The organism is Weissella coleopterorum (assembly GCF_011304355.1).
Lineage (GTDB): Bacteria > Bacillota > Bacilli > Lactobacillales > Lactobacillaceae > Weissella > Weissella coleopterorum.
In genome coordinates, this window is record NZ_CP049888.1 from 1231848 (window position 1) to 1250762 (window position 18915).

Here is an 18915-nt window from a genome sequence, read left to right on the forward strand (position 1 = left end):
TGGTTTGGCTCTCCTTTTAATTCAAGCTTACTTTAGTACCACTGTAGGGTCGGTATGCTTCTCGACATTCTCTTTTGAAATAATAACTTGCTTAACATCATTTCGACTAGGAATTTCAAACATTACATCTAGCATAACTTCCTCAATAATTGAACGTAAACCTCGGGCCCCAGTTTCACGTTCAATTGCTAAGTGTGCCATGGCCTGTAAAGCTTCTGGATCAAATTGAAGTTCGACCCCGTCTAAGGCTAACAAGGCCTCATACTGTTTGGTTAGCGCATTCTTTGGCTTCGTCAAAATTTGCACTAAATCATCTTCCGTTAATTGTTCCAAAGCAGTTAAGATTGGCAGTCGCCCTATGAATTCGGGAATCAAACCAAAGGTCATCAAATCTTCGGGTAAAATCTGTTGCATCAAACTTTTATCGACCTGTGTTTTAGTCCCAGTACTAATCGTTCCAAACCCAATCGTCTTAGCACCTAAGCGTTCCTTCACGATACTTTCAATTCCTGCAAAAGCACCTCCTACAATAAAGAGTATATTTTTTGTATTGATCTGAATGAATTCTTGATTGGGATGCTTCCGACCTCCTTGCGGTGGCACGTTGGCAATTGTACCTTCAATCATTTTCAAAAGAGCTTGTTGAACTCCTTCACCTGAAACGTCACGCGTAATTGAAACATTTTCAGATTTTTTTGCTATTTTGTCAATTTCATCAATATAAATAATTCCATGCTCCGCCCGATCCACATCGTAGTCCGCTGCTTGAATTAACTTTAACAAAATATTTTCAACGTCTTCCCCCACATAACCGGCCTCAGTTAACGTAGTTGCATCCGCAATCGCAAATGGCACATTTAACATTGTGGCTAGTGACTGGGCAATATAGGTTTTTCCCGATCCAGTTGGACCAACCATCGCAATATTTGATTTTTGGAGCTCAACATTGCTATCTTCAGGATTTATATCTAACGTTGCGTTAATCCGTTTATAGTGATTATATACAGCAACCGCCAAGGTCCGCTTAGCATCTTCTTGTCCAACTACATAAGTATTTAAATTAGTCACAATTTCAGCCGGAGTCATCAATTTGATCTGATTATCTTGCGCATCTTGTTGCAAATCTTCATCAATAATGTGTTGAGCTAATTCAACACATTCGTTACAGATAAAGACACCGGGTCCGGCAACTAATTTTTTTACTTCAGTCGATGATTTCCCACAAAATGAGCAATATGCTGCAGTTGTGTTATCAGTTGTATCAATCATCACTTAATCTCCCCTTCTCTACTTTCAAAATTAATTATTACTATTGTAACAAAATATGGTCAAAAGCTAAACATAATAAACATTGAATCTGATTTTGTTGCCGAGGGGTCAAAGTAGCCCAATGCAACATTTCATTAAGCTGATTAAAAAAACCACTTCTACAGAAGTGGTTTTTATTTAAGATAATTAAGCTTCAATGGCTGAATCAACGATTGTATTAACCGCTTGCTTGACAGCAATATCATGAGCCAACATATCATCTGAAAGTGCATTGCGAATTGCATCTTCTTCCATTCCATATTGAGCAGCCAATGACTTCACTTCAGCATCGATTTCAGCTTGATCTGGTGTAATTCCTTCAGCTTTAACGATCGCTTCCAAAACCAAACTAGTCTTTACGCGCTTTTCAGCACCTTCAGCATATTGATTATGAATATCTTCGTTTGTCTGTCCTGTAATTTGTGAATACATTTCTGGTGAAATACCTTGGTTTTGCATTGAAGCAAAGAATGAATTCATTTGACGGTAGATATCTTCATCAAGCATTGCAGCTGGAATCTCATCACCAACAACCTTAGCATTATCAACAGCCAATGAAACGGCTTCGTCTTCCTTAGCTTCGGCAGCTTCATTTTTCTTAGCTTCAGCCAAACGATCCTTCGTCTTAGCCTTCAACTCTTCCAAACCAGCAACTTCTTCATCAACGTCCTTTGCAAATTCGTCATCTAAGGCTGGCACTTCTTTAACCTTAACTTCATGAATAGTTGTTGCAAAGATGGCATCTTTACCAGCTAAGTCTTCAGCTTGATAATCAGTGGGGAAAGTAACCTTAACTTCAACTGATTCTTCAGCCTTATGCCCAACTAATTGTTCTTCAAAACCAGGGATAAATTGTCCTGAACCGAGTTCAAGGCTAAAGTTTTCACCTTTACCACCTTCGAAGTGATCACCATCAACTGATCCATCAAAATCGATCACAACAGTATCACCGTTTTCGGCCGCACGGTCTTCAGCTAATACCAACTCAGCTTGACCTTGACGCATTGTCTCAATTTCAGCATCAACATCAGCATCTGAAACTTCAACATCTTGCTTCTTAATTGTCAAACCTTTGTATTCGCCTAATTCAATTTCAGGTGCAATTTCAACTTCAGCTGAAATAACCCAAGCTTGACCCTTTTCCAATGATTCAACCCCAATTTGTGGTTGGTTAACTGGTGCAATTCCAGTTGCATCGATGGCTGATGGATAAGCTTCTTGCAATGCAAAATTTAATGCATCTTCGTACAAGGCTTCTTCACCAAAGCGGGCAATAAACATTTGCTTAGGCATCTTACCTTTACGGAATCCAGGAACATCCAAAGTATCCTTGATCTTGTTAAAAGCAGCATCAATTGCTGCGGCATGATCTTCAACTGGGATTTCAAACTTCAAAGTCCCTTTGTTTCCATCACCACGTGTAAATTCTGCATTCTTTGCAACCATTATAATTATTCCTCCACAGTCAATTAACTTATCTTTTTAGTTAATCCGTTAATTTCAATTAACATACTTATATATTTTATCGTATTTTAGTAAGTTTGCATAGGGTTCCATCGTTAATTTTGTGTGTTTTAACTACTTTACTTTCAGGAATGTTCAGCCCAACCGAAACTTTAATTTCGTTAATTGATTTCTACTATCAAATGCCAATTAATTCATATACAAAAAAAGAGAATCCGAATAAATTCAGATTCTCTTCTCGTTAGAAGTATTACTTCTTCAAAAATTAATTCTAATTAAAAATTAGTCTTTGATTTCTGAAACAGTTCCGGCACCGACAGTACGTCCACCTTCACGAACAGTAAACTTCAAACCTTGTTCGATGGCAACTGGAGCGATCAATTCGATATCGAATGTAACGTGATCTCCAGGCATAACCATTTCAACACCTTCTGGCAATTGAACAACCCCAGTTACGTCAGTAGTGTGGAAGTAGAATTGTGGACGGTAGTTAGTGAAGAATGGAGTGTGACGTCCACCTTCTTCTTTGGTCAAAACATAAACTTCGGCCAAGAACTTAGTATGAGTTTGGATTGATCCTGGCTTTGCCAAAACTTGTCCACGCTCAATTTCAGTACGGTCAACACCACGCAATAATGCTCCGATGTTATCTCCAGCTTGTCCTTGATCCATTGTCTTACGGAACATTTCGATTCCAGTAACAACAGTCTTGCGAACTTCTGGCTTCAAACCGATGATTTCAACTTCATCGTTCAATACAACAGTTCCACGGTCAACACGACCTGATGCAACAGTTCCACGTCCAGTGATAGTAAATACATCTTCGACAGGCATCAAGAATGGCTTGTCAGTATCACGTTCTGGAGTAGGGATGTATGAATCAACAGTATCCATCAATTCTTCGATAACCTTAACTTGTTCAGCATCACCCTCTAGGGCCTTCAAAGCTGAACCACGGATGAATGGTACATCATCGCCAGGGAAATCGTATTCTGAAAGCAATTCACGTGCTTCCATCTCAACCAAGTCAACCAATTCTTCATCGTCAACCAAGTCAGTCTTATTCAAGAAGACGATCAAGTATTCAACTCCAACTTGGTGGGCCAACAAAATGTGCTCACGAGTTTGTGGCATTGGTCCGTCAGTAGCGGCGATAACCAAGATGGCACCGTCCATTTGAGCGGCTCCAGTGATCATGTTCTTAACGTAGTCCGCGTGCCCAGGGGCATCGATGTGGGCATAGTGACGTGCTTCAGTCTCATACTCGATGTGAGCAGTGTTGATCGTGATTCCACGTTCGCGTTCTTCAGGCGCAGCGTCAATCGCAGCAAAGTCTTGTTGTTGTGCCAATCCCTTGTCAGCCAAAACCTTTGAGATTGCGGCAGTCAAAGTAGTCTTACCGTGGTCGACGTGTCCAATAGTTCCAATGTTAACGTGCGGCTTAGTGCGCTCGTAATGTTCCTTAGCCAAAAGCATATCCTCCTAATTTTCGTAAGTCGAAAACATGTTTACAACTTAAAAGTTGCTAAAACTATTATACCCCAAAAGGATAATAGGATAAACAACCCATTCGAAAATAATTTAATTGATTTCTCCCCTTTGGGAAGCTGTTAATAATTATATAAGACCAAAATTGGTTTGTAAATATGTTTTTATGCAATATATCAACAATTTCTCAGTTTTTGGAAGTTTTGATTTAAATAATTCATTAAATCACATTAAGTTCACGCTTCATATTGCAAACAGCTTAACAACACCATTTAAAATAGTTTGATAATCGAACAAGCACGGTCGAAATCGTGTTTATTTAAACTTAACCTAATAACGTAATGCAATATTAAGTTTAACCTTGTTTCGTATCTCCCATAATATTGCTGAACACATCTGCTACTTCTCGCCTTGCCTTTGGTGTTAATTCCGCATAAACGCTTGCCGTGATATTAATATCTCTATGTCCTAGTCTGTCAGCTACCTTTTTAAGATCCATACCATTTGATATTAATAAACTAGCATGGGTATGTCTAAGTCCATGAATGTTTAAATACGGTAGACGTTGCGTATGATTATTGTTGTACCATTCATTAAACTTTTTTAAGTCTATATAAGCCCTGTCTTTTAATGAACCAAAGACGAAACTATCTTTATTAATGGGCTTACCTTTTAACATCGACTGTTGAGCCTGTACATAATGCCACGCTTTTAATTTCTCAACTACGACATCATCAATATCAATGTATCTAAACTCATCCCCATTTTTAAGCCCTTTTAAGTATTTACCTACTCCACGTCCGTCTTCTGATATACGACCATTTAATAATAATTCACATCGTTCAAAATCTACATTGCTCCATTTCAAACCAAACGCCTCGCCCTTACGTATTCCAGTTCTTAACAATACGGTAAACAACGTTAGGAACAAATCGCCTTGTTTATAATATTCATTTAGTCCTGCTTCAAATAATTTAGCTTGTGTCTCATCATAAAAACGCACTTCACGCCGTGGTACTTTCTTAGCTCTAACTGTTTGAATACGCTCTAATGGGTTACTCTCGCAAATTATATGATCGCTATCCACCGCATATTTAAATACTTGGCTAGCATATCGCAATATCTCTTTTGAGTGTGTGTATTGCGGAATAAAGTTATTTACCTTTTTTTGTATATCGAGCCTAACAATTCTTTCCAGTCTGAGACCACCAAATAACTTGGGCTTTAAAAGATGGTTCTCAAAGTATTTAGCTGTCTTGTCCTTAGTAGCCTGTGTAATATCTCTACTACTATAAAACTCCCACCATTCTTTATAAGCCTCTTCAAACGTATAAGGCTGTGGTTGCAAGTATTCCAGCTCTTTAATAACAATATCGCCACGTTCGATAGCTTCAGGCTCCTATGATGGAATTACGGACAAATTGTTCGATATAATACATCATAAAGGAGCTTTTTATTATGGTTATCAAATATTCAAATGACTTTAAAGAATCGATCGTAAGCTTGCATAAAGTTGGTCGTTCAGCTAATTCATTAGCAAAAGAATACAACGTTAGTGTTTCAACGGTTTCTAAATGGGTTAATCAAGCCGATCCTAACAATACGAAAGTATTGTCAGCAAATGAAAGGGCATTGATTAAAGAAAATAAACAACTAAAAGAAGAACTTGATATTTTAAAACGAGCAGCGGTGCTTATGGCGAAAAATTGATCATCAAAGGACGTATTCCTACCTTAAAAATTATTAATGACAATCTACAGGTTGGGCACCGCATTACTAAAATTTTGAACGTCCTCAGAATTCCACGATCGACTTATTATGGCTATATACATTGGAAGCCTGGTAAAACCCTTCTTCGTCGCAATTTCATTAAGCAAAAGGTATTAGATGCATGGTTAAAATATCCTATGTATGGATACCCGCGATTAACAATTTTATTAAATCGTCAGTTAAAAATTAAAATTAGCCAGCGTATGGTTTATAAACAGATGTACGCTTTAAAAATTAGGTCTAGGATGACTAAACGAATTAATAAGCCTAAAACACATACTGAATATGATCAACGACCAAATCTAATTAAAGGATTACCTGATCAATCCAATATTCTTTTAACAGATATTACGTATATTCCCGTTAAAAATACTTGGGTTTATCTAGCTAGTGTGTACAATCCCGTAACCCGGCGGGTTATTTCTTATAAAGTTGGAAGTCATATGACTAAGGAATTAGCAACCGACGTCATTAATCAAGTCGCAGTAAAGTCTGTTAAACCAAGCATTATTCATAGCGATATGGGGAGTCAGTATACAAGCGATTTATTTGAAAGTACTTTAACTCGTTTTGGGATTAAGCATTCTTATTCTCGTAAAGGACAACCTGGTGATAACGCAAGAATTGAGAGCTTTCACTCAATTTTGAAGCGTGAATACATTAATTTTCAAGAATTTAAGACAATTAATGAAGCAATAGCTGGCATTGATAGCTATATTCGCTGGTATAACAGTGATCGAATTTCCCTTGTAGCGTAGCTACAAATAAATCATATTAATATCCCGTTTAAAACGATAAGTATAGACGGGTTGTTTAGAATGGCATGGAAACATTAAAGGATGCACTTTTTTAGATAAATCACATACTTTACCAGTACGTTAAATAATTAAAACGTTTTTCAAAATTTATTCGTATTTTTATGTCCGAATTATTGACATAGGAGCCCAAAAACGTTAAACACTTCTTTAAGACAACTGTGCTATACATTGGCAATATGGCTCAAGCACATTTAACAGAAACAAATCAAATAGTTATTAGTGATGAATTTATCGCTACTCTACCAGATCATTACACCAGCAAAGCCGTTGAAGCATTACAGACCATTATTAAAGCCTGCGACACTATGAACGATAAACAGAAGCTAGTCTTTGAATTACGTTGCTTAAAAGCTAAATCATGGCGTGATACGTTACCAATCTTAGGACTACATAAATCAAGAGCACAGGAAGTCTATAATCAATCTGTCCTTATCTTTGCAGAAAACTTTGCACCAATTAAAGATTTAAGAGGTGGCAACAATGACTAAAGATGATACACAAGTTATTAAAGATGTTAGATATTTTTTTAACAAAGAACTACCACGCTTCCAACTCATGGCACATTATAGTTTAAGCATGAATGAACAACCTTATCAGATTGAATCAGTAGACGGAGCTAGCAAGTGGATGAGTTACAGCCGAGACATATTAAAGCGTACCGTTGAAGCCACAGACAATCTACCAGAAAGACAAAAGCGACTAATTGAACTTAGATACTTTAAAAATTTAGAATGGGCTGAAGCAAGTAGAATAAGTGGCATTTCTACACGACGTGGCTTACAACTGATACGTGAAGCTCATTTAATGTTTGCGGATAACTTTAAAGATACATATGACTTTAGGACATAACACTCCCCCCCTGCCTGTTTTCAGGTTAAAGGAGCGCACACAGTTCGTGATCTTATAGAAATACCCGATATTGAAAACTTTTAGGTAGGGGGGTCAATGGGTATAAAGGTTATTATCAAGCCATTCTATTCTAGAATAATATATTTTTAGCCGTCGTTTTTGAATTTGAAAATACCATTTAAAATAGAAACACTTAATTGTTATTGAGTGTGATATTTATACAAATAATAGTATGATTAAACAATCATATAATTAAGTGGGGATTAAATTATGCAACTATACTTCCTATGTACTGGTAACTCATGCAGAAGCCAAATGGCTGAAGGTTTTGCTGAAAAATACGCCCCTTCTGATTGGATAATTAAGAGTGCCGGTGTAGAACAACACGGTTTAAACAATATAGCAGTTAATGTTATGGCTGAAAACGGCATTGATATTTCCAATAATACTTCTGATTTAATCGATAATGACTACTTACAATCAAGCGATTACGTCATTACATTATGTGGTGATGCTAAAGACAAATGCCCTATGACATCACCAAGCGTAAAAAAGGAACATTGGCCATTAAACGATCCAGCACAAGCAAGTGGAACAAATGAAGAAATTTTGAACGTATTTAGATCTACTCGTGATGATATTGATGATTTAGTTTATAACTTTATCAATAAGATTAAATAACTAAAATAAACTAAAAAGCGCCCGTTTTGGACGCTTATTTTTTATATAAATTCAGTTATATCAATGATTTAACAGCGTTACCCCCACCCCTCTACGGTTTCACTATATTTCAGACAGTCGAGACCCCTTCCCCCGGTGTCCCAAAGTAAATGCAACGTTATTTTTTATGATAGGGGGGATTTTGAAAAATAATAATAACTGCACTGCGTGAAAGAAACGCCACCATTTGTTATTCGGTTCTTTTCCTACTCAACGGGCGGGGTTATAACTTTAATTCCATTTCATTATTATCATTTTTTACAAATCCGATTTTTTTATATAATTGTTCTCCGTCTTTACTACTATCTAGCCAAATTCTTTTAATTTTATTTTCCTTAGAATAATTTATCAATTCCTTTATTATTTTAAATGCAAATCCTTTACCTCGGTATGATTGTTCAGTATATACATTCAAAATATATCCCTCAAAACCTAAAATATTACTTATATGAGGCACACGTTTAATCAAACACAAAGATCCTACAGAAACGATTTTATCATCAACAACAGCACCCAAACTAATTAAATTATCATTTATATTTTCAATATAAAATTTACGAGTCTCCCTCTCCAATAATTCAATATTGTCATCCTCAGTTACCTCATTTAATTCCCAAAAAAGTTTTAACCTTAAATCCCAAAAATCATTTACGTGACCATTACTCATCTTTATAATTTTCATTTTATATACCTAACTTTATCCACAATCATAGTTTTTTAATCATATCATTAATTGTGAAAAAATTAAAAAAAAACGCTTCAACAATTAAGTCAAAGCGAACATGCCAGCGGACAAATCTTTAATTTTTAAGCACGGAATTAAGCACAATTTTAATCAAAAAAGCACAAAACTAAGCACATATTAGGTTATACCTATCAATAGCTATTATCAGTTAAACGGTTGGTATATATATGTTTTTGATAGCTATTAACACCTATTATTAGGTTAAACTACAAATCACATTAAGTTCATTAATTCGTTTAATAATTGTTGATGATAGCGAGCTTGTAAATCACTCTCTGGGCGTACTTGATCAAATTGTACATTCCCAAGTTCAGTTTGAATCCAAGCATTCGCATCCAAATTAAACTTGGGATAATGTGGATAACTAACTGTCATTTCTAAGTAAAGTTGTTTCTCTAATCCTTCTAAAATGACTGGATCATCATGAATGGCTCCATTTTCCAAGACAGTTTTAATTTTTTTCCAGAAAAATGAATCCTCAATCGCTAACAGTTGATTTGGCACAATTTTTTTGATTTTTTGGTCAATCCACAAAAAGTCAATTTCATCTGAGACTTGTAGTCGTCGAAGCCGATCAGCTAATGTTGCTCTGGAAATGGCTGGTAAAAACGGATCTACTAATAATGTCTTGGCCCCGGAAATAAAATAATGTCGTGGGAGCATCTCTGCCATTTGTAATCTTTGGGCTTGTTCGGGTAATTCAACATCACTCAGGTTAAAAAAATGACGGCCGCGATTCTTGATCGTCTGAGCTAATTCAACCTGGTCTTGGCGCTCTTTAAGCTTAATTTGATCTACTAAACGGTCTGTCCAAGGACTATTTAAAGCAAATTCCCAAGCAGCCAAATACATTTGATTCGCTAAAGCGATTTTAAGATACAAATTAGCCCTATCAACTGTTTTTTGATAAAGCTGATTATGATTTTGAATTAGATCCCAAGCCTGCTGAAATTGTTCACTTTGCGCTAAACTATCCACCAGTAATAATAGCAATTGGTCTGATTGTTCTAAAATATAAGCATTTTCTAATTGCTCATTTGCAGTTAGCCAATCTTTTTCGGCGTACGCGTCTTGACCCGCCTGAAAGAATTTTTCAAATGCGTTCATTTGTGCGTCCATAAATTTCACCCTCATCTTTCAGCTCACGTAAAACTTTAATTCATCATTCAACCGATTAAAAATCTATACAAAAATAAGAAGTTGAAATAACTGATCTCAACCTCTTAGATTATGTTATTTTTTTACTTCCGTATCTTGACTATGCTTTTCACCATGGTCCGCATTTGTTCGTTTCCGTCGCGGACGTTTTTTAGGTGTATGCGCCTTCGCATCTATTTTTTTAGCTGGGGTTACTTTTTCTTTATCATTGCCACTTGAATTACTATTTGTTGAGTTCTCAGTTACCGGTTGATCAGCGCCTTTTTTCTTCGTACTCCGACGCCGTCGTCCATTTTGGTTCGCTTCCATAATCACTGGCAAAATTACTGGTTTACGATGGGTCTTATCATACAAAAACTTCCCCAAAGCATCTCGAACTGAACTTTTTAGCTTACCCCAATCAAATTCCTTAGAATTTTTAATACCGGCAGCGACCGTCGTTTCAACTAAAGCAGTCGCCTCCTTCATCAAATCTCGCGAGGTTTTAACATACACGAATCCTCTAGAATCGATTTTAGCATTGGCCACAATTTTCTTCTTCTTCCGATCAATCGTGATAACCGCGATGAAAACTCCATCTTCTGATAGGATCCGTCGGTCATTTAAGACAATTGATCCGATGTCACCTACCCCCGAACCATCAATCATAGTAGCATTGACTTGAATGGAACCGCTTAATTCAAATTGACCATTTTCTAGAACTAGACGATCTCCATTTTCTAGAATAAACAAGTGGTCATCTGAATAATTCAATTCTTTAGCGGCCCGAACACCTGAGTTCAATAATCGATATTCACCTTGAACTGGTAATACATTCTCTGGCTTCATTAGATTAAGCATCATTTGGAAATCATTTTTTGAAGCGTGCCCTGATGATTTCATATCATTTGAAATTTGTTTAACATCTGCACCCGCCCGAAAAAGCATATCACGAGTACGTGCGACATAACCTTCCATCGCTGTGGAAGGAGTCGTTGTAATAAATACCAAATCACCCTCTTGAATTTGAATATTACGATCATCACCATGCGCCATTCTTTGCAGATGACGAATTGGTTCACCCATTTTACCAGTCTCTAAAATTACGATTTCTTCAGGAACAATGGTTTTAATATTCTTTAATGAGACGAATAATTCATTTTCTGGAATTGGTAATTCGAGTTTCCCCAAGCTTAACGCAGTCCGAACAACTCTTTCAATGTCATTTCCAGACAAAATTATTTTTCTTTTATTTTGATGTGCTGCATTAATCACTTGCTGAATCCGTTGAATATTCGAAGCCGCGGCCGCCACAATAATTCGCCCACTTTGATGACGGAAAGTTTCATAAATATATTTTTCAATTTCTGACTCATGTGCACTTTGACCAATGTTTCCGGTTCCAGCAGCATCAATCAATAAAGCCTTAACCCCTTTGCGGCCAATTTCAGCTAAACGCATCAAATCACTTTGATAAGCTCCTTGAGCTGTCGTATCAAATTTAAAATCACCAGTATAAACGATTTGCCCCTCTGGTGTATCAACCACAATTCCTAATGAATCTGGAATTGTATGCGTAGTTTCAAAGAATGATACCTTAACTGCGCCAAAATCAATTTCTTGACTTCCCTTCACGACATGATAATCATCAAAGTTTTTCGTAGCTGGATCACTACTAATAGCTAGCTTCGCTAATTCGATTGTTAATTCTGAACCAAAAATTGGAGCAGAAATTTGGCCCAAAAGATATGGTAAAGCACCGATTGCATCAGCATGTCCATGGGTCAAGAAAATCCCTGCAATTTGATCTGCATTTTCTACAAGATATTTAAAGTCTGGAATGACCACATCGACTCCCAAAAGATCACTCTCTGGATATTGAAGACCAGCATCTAAAATAAAGATATCTTCACCGACCGTAATTGCATACATGTTTTTACCGTTTTCACGCATTCCGCCAAACGGCATAATTGTTAAATTACTACTCATATTTTTTTATGTCCATTTTCATTTTTGATTTAAAGGGATAGTTTTCCCAAACGTTTTGTCAATATATTCAGTTTACCATACCGTAAGAACCAATCAATCATTACTTTTGTTTGATCAATTTTTACTTGATCCAATTCACCTTGATTTCCTACTTGCTTTGACCATGTAAAGACCTGTATTTTGGGGGATTGATTGACAGAATATTGCTTCAAATATTGATGGAGTCCTTGGCTTTGAGTGGTCATTGTATCTGAAATTAAAAGACCAACTGCACTGGTCCAAGTTGCTTGTGACCAAATCATCGAATTAGCTAAAAGCTGTTGTTGTTTTTCTAAATTCTGGTGTCCAATTTCAGCATGTCCTTCTATTTGAGCCCATTGAGCCCAATTAGTGATCGGATCAGTTAGTACAGCAGTTAAAAATTGATTACTTTGAATTAATAATTGATGTGCCACCGCTGCACCCGCCTGTGCTCCAAAGATAAGTTGATGTTTTACATCACTAACCTTAGGATGTTGCTGGATGGCAACAGTTAGTCCAATCAAAAGGTCTGCAACGACTGAGTCAGGTGCTAATAAAAAATCATTTTGAAAATGATTAACCCCATAGCCAGATGTGCCTGTTGGATTAATGGTTACAACATTCATTCCTTGATTAAGGAGCGCTTGAATTTGCCAATTAAAAGCTTCACCATGCATCCCATGTAGTTGATCATGTAAAAATAAAACTGTTGGCCCATTTTGACCATGTACATTCGTATAAAACCATCCATCCAAAATGGCACCTTGTCGGTTTCTAAAAACATATTTCTGAGCTTTTTTAAAATCTTGCTTTGTTAAATTAGGGTCATACATCGTCTGATGCGTTGACAAGTTAAATAAGTAGTCTGGCCGTTGAGGTTTAGTGAGTACAGCCCAAACTTGTTCATTAACGATTGTTAAATCTTTAATCATCTGGGCCTCATCACTAACTAGTTCTTTTTTTCCAGTAACGTCTGCCAAATAGAGACGATTATGCCCGTGAAAAACAGTGACGAACAAATAAGTTTGATTATCTAACCACCAAATTTGATGAAACATTGAGTCTTGTAAATCATCGAATCTCCATGGCAATGCTTCTTCACGATATTGTACGATATTTTTATGAATTAACCGATCAAACAAGAATAATTGCGGAATATAACCATCTGCATAACTCTGATCAGTCGCAATACTAATAATTTTGTCTCCGTTCGGACTATACCGTGCGGAACTAATTTTAAGAATAGAACGATTTGAAAATATTTTTAATAATTTAGATTTCACTTCTATTTCTACCAACCGTTCTTGTCCTAGCAACAGCTCTGAAGGCGGTAGTTGTTGGGCTAATAAGACTTGCTCAATATTCAAAACATCTAGTAAACGGATTGCACCGCTAAAAGTTTGAATTAATTCATCCCCACCAGTCCTACTAATACACCGCAACTGATACGTAACCTGTCCAACCTGATCTGATCGAAGTTCACTCACCCATTGTTTATCCGGATCTAGTTGCACCTGCTTAGCGACATAAAAAACCGCTTCTGCACGTGGGACTGCCTGCATTTCTAAAATTTCACCAGATTGAAATGTTAATTGTTGCATTATCCCATCATCTGTTAATTGAAAAATTTGTTTGTTTTTCAAATAAAAAAGGTGTTCTTGATTACCAGTAAAATCATTCACCTGGGGTACAACTAGTCGAGATGATCCATCTTTTTCAAGTTTATATAAGTCAAATTGATCCGTGTCTGATGTAGCTAAAAGTGCTTTTTCCAAAAAGTAAATTTGTTCATGAATCGCTTGCGGTTGCTTTAATATTTTTAATGATTCATATTCTGATAATAGTTGTGACATTTTTTTATCCTTCAATTATTCTTTCCGTATTATCCAAGTTAATTTTTATACATATAGTCAAAGGAATATTCAAACGATCTTTTAATTATTGTATATATCATATTTTTAATAATTTACTATTAATAATCTATTTTAGACTTAACTTCGTTCATTTTAAAACAACTGATATGTAATCATAATTGAAATTTAATAAAAAAAACCAAGAAAAAACATTTTCTTGGTCTCTAACAATTAATTATTGATCTTTTATTTTATTAAAATCAACTTGAACTTGTTCCATCTGTGCCTGTTTTTCAGCTAAGGTTGCTTGTAAGTTTTCAACCTGCCCCAAAACTGGCTCAGACTCGCGCTGAAGCATTTCACTAATCCCCAATAGAATAGTTAACTGACCCTGAATTTTATGGAAAAACCAATAACCAAATCCCAATAACAAAAGGATTGCCACGGCGATAATAATCCATGCTAATATTGCCATAATGGAGCCTTCTTTCGTATTGATTAATTCGTTGTCTCTTCACCCTCTTCAGTCAACCCCAATGCAGCTTTCACATCAGCCTGTTGTGCATCTAAAACAATATCAAATTCATTTTGAGCGGCGTCAAGAGTTTCATCAACTGCTGCTTTTGAAGTTTGGTTTTCAGCTGTTAATTCTCGTTTCGCATCTTCAAAAACTTTAGCTGCTTGTTCTTTAATATCTGTATAGCTAGCTTGAATTTGCGCTAAAGTCGCGTCAACATCAATATCTAAATGGGCGTTCACTTGTTCCGCTAACTCTTGTTGCCAATAAGTATATTGATTTTTGGCTTGATTACTCAAGTTTACATACTCTTGTTTGAAGTCACCTAAGAGTACTTGCCATCCTTCGTCATTTTCTTGCGCGTGGCGCAGTTCACTCATGAGAATATTAAAATGAGCCGTGGTGTCATTTTTTAATTGATCAATTTTAATTTTACCAGCAGCCAATTGAGCCAAAACTCGATCTTGAACGGCTTCTTTTTGCATTGGTGAAAGTGAGCGGTAATATGCCGTAGCAGCAGCAATTCCTGCTGTTAATGTTCCTAATAAAATACCTTTAGTTACGTTTTTCATTTTTTATCACCCTTTGTCCCTTTTTGCTTATTTTTATTTTTTAAGTTAAAAAGCATACTAGCAGTTGTTACCGCAGTTCCTAAATTTGACCCCAGTCCACTCTTTTTCTTGCCTGCTTTTTCTTTGATTTTTTGCGCAGATGCATTTAACTCAGAGACACTGGTCCCTAAATCACCTGCCGCTTGGAAAACTGGATCCAATGTTATCATTTTACCATTAACATCTTTTAAGAGATCATTAGTATTTATTAATAAGTCGTCGGCATCGTGTGCAATTAATTTCACATCTTGCGTTACGGAATTTAAGGTAGCACTTAATTGGACTAAAAAGTAGCCAATAAACAAGACCAATGCTAAGATCGCGATAGCAATAATTAAAAATGAAATATCTCCTGGTGTCATAATCATATCCTCGTTTTTGTAGATTTTATTCTATAACTTTAATTATACACGGTAAATGAATTATTTACTCATAATTATAATAGTTATCTTTAACCTTAATGACGTAAATAACCTTTGCACTAATTTCAATCAGGGATAATTAGATTAGCTTTTAATTCTCTCATATTAAAAAATTAATACATATTTACTTTAGTTAGTTTTTAAGTTAATCGCCCTGATCCCTTGCATTCTACATTTTACGCTCAACTAATTGATCGTTAAATCAAAAAATTGATTAAAGGTCTCTTAAAGAGGAACTTTAATCAATTTTATTTATATTTTAAGATTGTCCCTGACGTGCATACCACTGTTCTTTGGTTAGCAAAACTGGGCGCCTTTTCCCACCAGTCGCACTCCCAATAACACCTTGCGCTTCCATATCATCGACTAGTCGAGCTGCCCGATTATAGCCCATTCTGAAGTGCCGTTGCATCATTGAAGCTGAAATTTCACCTTCAATTGCTGCAAAGTCTAACGCTTCATCCCACATATCATCTAACATGCTTTGATCATTTGAGGGATCGGCACCGCCTCCATCGACAGCCTTCAAATCAGCATCGGTCACTTCCATGTTTTCATCATATTGCGCATTACTTTGTTTCTTAATAAAGTCGGTCAAAGTTTCAACATCATCATCCGACATAAAGGCGCCTTGAACACGTTCAGCGCTATTTGCACCAATCGGCTTAAATAACATATCACCACGACCAAGTAATTTTTCTGCCCCGTTACCATCTAAAATCGTTCGTGAATCGGTCCCTGATCCAACCGCAAACGCCATTCTTGATGGAACGTTTGCCTTAATCAAACCAGTAATCACATCCACTGAAGGTCGTTGAGTGGCAACAATCAAATGAATTCCAGCAGCACGTCCCAACTGCGCAATTCGAACAATCGCTGGTTCTACTTCACCAGCAACGGTGATCATCAAATCAGCCAACTCATCAATAATTACCACTAAATATGGCATACTTAATAATTGGCTTTGCCCCTGCGCGTTGTGTTCGTCTACCGCTTTATTGTACCCATCAAGATTCCTAACGCCCATCTCAGCTAGCTTGTCGAATCGCTTATCCATTTCTGCTACGACCTTCTTCAAGGCTGCCGCAGCTTTTCGGGGTTCGGAAACCACTGGAGTAATTAAGTGCGGAATATCATTATAGATACTTAACTCTACCTTCTTGGGATCTACCAACATCAAGCGTAACTCTGAAGGCTTCGCTTGTAGTAAGATTGCCGCCAAAATTGTATTGATAGCAACCGATTTACCTGATCCTGTTGATCCGGCAATTAATAAGTGTGGCATCTTAGTCAAATCCATTTTAACAATCTCACCAGTCACGCTCTTTCCAATCGGTACCTCCAAAATCTTATTTCGATTAACACCAACCTGTTCAAACATGTTCCGGAATCCAACCATAGCTTGCTTTTCGTTCGCCACTTCGATTCCCACCAATGATTTACCTGGAATCGGTGCCTCAATCCGAAGACTTTTCGCTGCTAAAGCCATAGCCAAGTCATCCGCTAGATTGGTAATTTTAGAAACTTTCACTCCCACTGCAGGCTTAATTTCATATTGCGTAATAGTTGGTCCCAAGACCACCTTTTCCACCGTTGCCTTTATGTTAAAACTCTCAAGGGTTTGTTGCAACACTCTAGATTTTTCTGCTAACTGACTCTTTTCACTACTTTGATCAGTTGACCCCGCTTTCGTTAAAAGGCTCACTGCTGGTAATTCGTATGGTTTGGAACTGATTTGCTGATTAAAGCCGTTCAAATCAATTCCAACCTCAGGAGTTGAATGGTACTCTTCAGCCACTGTCTGGTGCTGAGACGCTTGATAATTGGCTGCTGAACGGATTAAATCCACATGACTATCCGCAGCAGCAGTATCAATATGATTTTTATCACCACTCTGTGGTTGATTTGCGATTAATTCAGCAGCCAAGTCCGTCCCTGTTTTAAACTCACTGTCTGGCGCCTTTGGTAAATCGTTTGCATCTTCTTCCCAATCACGAATCGCTGCCTTTGTTTCCATAGATGCCTTAATTTGTTCGGTACTAAACGAAGCATCATCCGTACTGATATGTGGTGGCTCTGTTGACGGACTAACTATTCCTGTTGATTGCATCAAATCATGAGTTTCATTATCAAGTGTATGTTCGGGTTCATCGACAGTAACACCTGTTGCACTTAGCATGGTTGAGTTTAAAATCTCGCCTGTTTCTGGATCAATTTGATGCTCAACTGAATTAAATCCAGGTGCCTTGACCGTTTGCATCACAGCTGGTTCGCCACTAGGCGCAATAATTTCTGGCATCACAAATTCGGCTTCAGACTTCACCTGGGACTGCGGTGTAGCTTGTTGTTCAAAATCCATTGCAAACGGATTTCCTTGTACCGCTTGCTTAGGTTGATTTTGAAATGGAGTTTCCACCGCATTTTTAGTCGTAGGACTTTGACTATTTTTCACTTCAAAATCGGATTCAAAAACTTCTGAAGCAATATTGCTGCGCCTTTCTTTATACGCTTCATTGATGGCAGTCATTTTTTTAGCACTAATCTCGACCGCCGTTCGAGTTGAATCACTAACTTTATTTGCTGTATATTCAGTAGCAGAAAAGAATCCAGTCATTAAAGTTTTAATCGGTAGTTTAAACAGTACAACTGCACCACTCCCCACCAAAACCAACGCAATGATCCATGACCCCCAGTTAGAAAGTGCTGGATAAGTTAGAGATAAAATTGCGGCACCCAAACTACCGCCCCCAACAGGAGTTCGCACCAAATTGTTATTTATATCCTGCTCAATTAATTTTGCCACTCTTTGTAAAAATTGTTGATGTTGATTCAAATGATTAAATAATTGAATCGACCCCATCAATGTGATCCCCATATACAAAAGACCAATTCCTACTAAATGATGTCGTTTAATGGCCGGCATCTTACCGTAGACGGCTAGCCCACCTAATATCACTAAGGTTAAAATCAAAAATAATTGATATGAATCTCCAACGACCCACCGCGTAATATTAGCTAAAAAAGCACCGACAATCCCAAATTTACCAATTGCCGTAATGACGGCTAAAATTCCAACGATTCCAATAATATGATATGTATACTTGGTCGTTTCGGCTTGTTTCTTTCGACTAGTTTTCCGCTTCTTCTTAGCGGTATTTTTTGTGGTTTTGCGTTGACTTGCCATAATTCCTCCTCATCATTTT

Annotated in this window: 16 protein-coding genes; 4 read left to right on the forward strand and 12 right to left on the reverse strand. The window is 37.0% G+C overall.

What is annotated here, in order from left to right; translation table 11 throughout:
* Positions 1-27 precede the first annotated feature (27 nt).
* The 4 genes from clpX to G7084_RS06215 all read right to left on the reverse strand — a co-directional run bounded on the left by clpX (position 28) and on the right by G7084_RS06215 (position 5608).
* The gene (gene clpX, locus G7084_RS06200) at positions 28-1269 is read right to left on the reverse strand and encodes an ATP-dependent Clp protease ATP-binding subunit ClpX (RefSeq protein ID WP_166011040.1); all 1242 of its coding nucleotides are present in this window, start codon (positions 1267-1269) and stop codon (positions 28-30) included.
* 186 nt (positions 1270-1455) lie between these two features.
* Positions 1456-2754, reverse strand: a complete 1299-nt coding sequence (gene tig / locus G7084_RS06205) for a trigger factor (RefSeq protein WP_166011042.1) — start codon at positions 2752-2754, stop codon at positions 1456-1458.
* A gap of 300 nt (positions 2755-3054) precedes the next feature.
* On the reverse strand, positions 3055-4248 hold the full coding sequence (tuf, locus tag G7084_RS06210) for an elongation factor Tu (protein ID WP_206212036.1): 1194 nt from the start codon (positions 4246-4248) through the stop codon (positions 3055-3057).
* Positions 4249-4615: 367 nt separating this feature from the next.
* Complete coding sequence (locus tag G7084_RS06215) at positions 4616-5608, reverse strand: site-specific integrase (RefSeq protein ID WP_246163768.1); 993 nt, start codon at positions 5606-5608, stop codon at positions 4616-4618.
* Positions 5609-5718: 110 nt separating this feature from the next.
* Here G7084_RS06215 and G7084_RS06220 point away from each other — a divergent pair.
* From G7084_RS06220 to arsC, 4 genes are all read left to right on the forward strand, one after another.
* Positions 5719-6788, forward strand: a protein-coding gene (locus tag G7084_RS06220; protein WP_166009179.1) for an IS3 family transposase whose coding sequence is annotated in 2 segments (ribosomal slippage) — positions 5719-5935 and positions 5935-6788 — 1071 coding nt in all. Because the reading frame shifts where the segments join, the coding sequence is not laid out codon by codon here.
* A 236-nt stretch (positions 6789-7024) separates the two neighbouring features.
* Positions 7025-7336, forward strand: a complete 312-nt coding sequence (locus G7084_RS06225; protein WP_206212037.1) for a hypothetical protein — start codon at positions 7025-7027, stop codon at positions 7334-7336.
* The gene (locus G7084_RS06230) at positions 7329-7697 is read left to right on the forward strand and encodes an RNA polymerase sigma factor (protein WP_166011048.1); all 369 of its coding nucleotides are present in this window, start codon (positions 7329-7331) and stop codon (positions 7695-7697) included. Before G7084_RS06225 ends, G7084_RS06230 begins: the two co-directional genes overlap by 8 nt.
* A gap of 267 nt (positions 7698-7964) precedes the next feature.
* Entirely contained in the window at positions 7965-8378 is a 414-nt protein-coding gene (arsC, locus tag G7084_RS06235) for an arsenate reductase (thioredoxin) (RefSeq protein WP_425508994.1), read from the forward strand.
* Positions 8379-8640: 262 nt separating this feature from the next.
* Here arsC and G7084_RS06240 read toward each other — a convergent pair whose 3' ends face one another.
* The 8 genes from G7084_RS06240 to G7084_RS06275 all read right to left on the reverse strand — a co-directional run bounded on the left by G7084_RS06240 (position 8641) and on the right by G7084_RS06275 (position 18896).
* On the reverse strand, positions 8641-9099 hold the full coding sequence (locus G7084_RS06240; protein ID WP_166011052.1) for a GNAT family N-acetyltransferase: 459 nt from the start codon (positions 9097-9099) through the stop codon (positions 8641-8643).
* A gap of 276 nt (positions 9100-9375) precedes the next feature.
* The gene (locus G7084_RS06245) at positions 9376-10281 is read right to left on the reverse strand and encodes a restriction endonuclease subunit R (RefSeq protein WP_166011054.1); all 906 of its coding nucleotides are present in this window, start codon (positions 10279-10281) and stop codon (positions 9376-9378) included.
* Positions 10282-10395: 114 nt separating this feature from the next.
* Positions 10396-12288 carry a ribonuclease J gene (locus G7084_RS06250; RefSeq protein WP_166011056.1) on the reverse strand — a complete coding sequence of 631 codons (1893 nt, stop codon included), beginning with the start codon at positions 12286-12288 and terminating at the stop codon, positions 10396-10398.
* Positions 12289-12317: 29 nt separating this feature from the next.
* On the reverse strand, positions 12318-14162 hold the full coding sequence (locus G7084_RS06255) for an alpha/beta hydrolase family protein (RefSeq protein ID WP_166011058.1): 1845 nt from the start codon (positions 14160-14162) through the stop codon (positions 12318-12320).
* Between the two features lie 235 nt (positions 14163-14397).
* Complete coding sequence (locus G7084_RS06260) at positions 14398-14637, reverse strand: hypothetical protein (RefSeq protein ID WP_166011060.1); 240 nt, start codon at positions 14635-14637, stop codon at positions 14398-14400.
* Positions 14638-14660: 23 nt separating this feature from the next.
* Positions 14661-15251 (reverse strand): hypothetical protein, encoded by a 591-nt coding sequence (locus G7084_RS06265; protein ID WP_166011062.1) that lies wholly within the window; start codon positions 15249-15251, stop codon positions 14661-14663.
* On the reverse strand, positions 15248-15652 hold the full coding sequence (locus G7084_RS06270; protein ID WP_166011064.1) for a DUF948 domain-containing protein: 405 nt from the start codon (positions 15650-15652) through the stop codon (positions 15248-15250). Before G7084_RS06270 ends, G7084_RS06265 begins: the two co-directional genes overlap by 4 nt.
* A 319-nt stretch (positions 15653-15971) precedes the next feature.
* On the reverse strand, positions 15972-18896 hold the full coding sequence (locus G7084_RS06275; RefSeq protein WP_166011066.1) for a DNA translocase FtsK: 2925 nt from the start codon (positions 18894-18896) through the stop codon (positions 15972-15974).
* Between the last annotated feature and the right edge of the window lie 19 nt (positions 18897-18915).

Excerpts from the sequence above, each read along its gene's own strand:
- clpX (WP_166011040.1), bottom strand. The coding sequence starts at position 1,269 with ATGATTGATACAACTGATAACACAACTGCAGCATATTGCTCATTTTGT.
- tig (WP_166011042.1), bottom strand. The coding sequence starts at position 2,754 with ATGGTTGCAAAGAATGCAGAATTTACACGTGGTGATGGAAACAAAGGG.
- tuf (WP_206212036.1), bottom strand. The coding sequence starts at position 4,248 with ATGCTTTTGGCTAAGGAACATTACGAGCGCACTAAGCCGCACGTTAAC.
- G7084_RS06225 (WP_206212037.1), top strand. The coding sequence starts at position 7,025 with ATGGCTCAAGCACATTTAACAGAAACAAATCAAATAGTTATTAGTGAT.
- G7084_RS06230 (WP_166011048.1), top strand. The coding sequence starts at position 7,329 with ATGACTAAAGATGATACACAAGTTATTAAAGATGTTAGATATTTTTTT.
- G7084_RS06240 (WP_166011052.1), bottom strand. The coding sequence starts at position 9,099 with ATGAAAATTATAAAGATGAGTAATGGTCACGTAAATGATTTTTGGGAT.
- G7084_RS06245 (WP_166011054.1), bottom strand. The coding sequence starts at position 10,281 with ATGGACGCACAAATGAACGCATTTGAAAAATTCTTTCAGGCGGGTCAA.
- G7084_RS06250 (WP_166011056.1), bottom strand. The coding sequence starts at position 12,288 with ATGAGTAGTAATTTAACAATTATGCCGTTTGGCGGAATGCGTGAAAAC.
- G7084_RS06255 (WP_166011058.1), bottom strand. The coding sequence starts at position 14,162 with ATGTCACAACTATTATCAGAATATGAATCATTAAAAATATTAAAGCAA.
- G7084_RS06260 (WP_166011060.1), bottom strand. The coding sequence starts at position 14,637 with ATGGCAATATTAGCATGGATTATTATCGCCGTGGCAATCCTTTTGTTA.
- G7084_RS06265 (WP_166011062.1), bottom strand. The coding sequence starts at position 15,251 with ATGAAAAACGTAACTAAAGGTATTTTATTAGGAACATTAACAGCAGGA.
- G7084_RS06270 (WP_166011064.1), bottom strand. The coding sequence starts at position 15,652 with ATGACACCAGGAGATATTTCATTTTTAATTATTGCTATCGCGATCTTA.
- G7084_RS06275 (WP_166011066.1), bottom strand. The coding sequence starts at position 18,896 with ATGGCAAGTCAACGCAAAACCACAAAAAATACCGCTAAGAAGAAGCGG.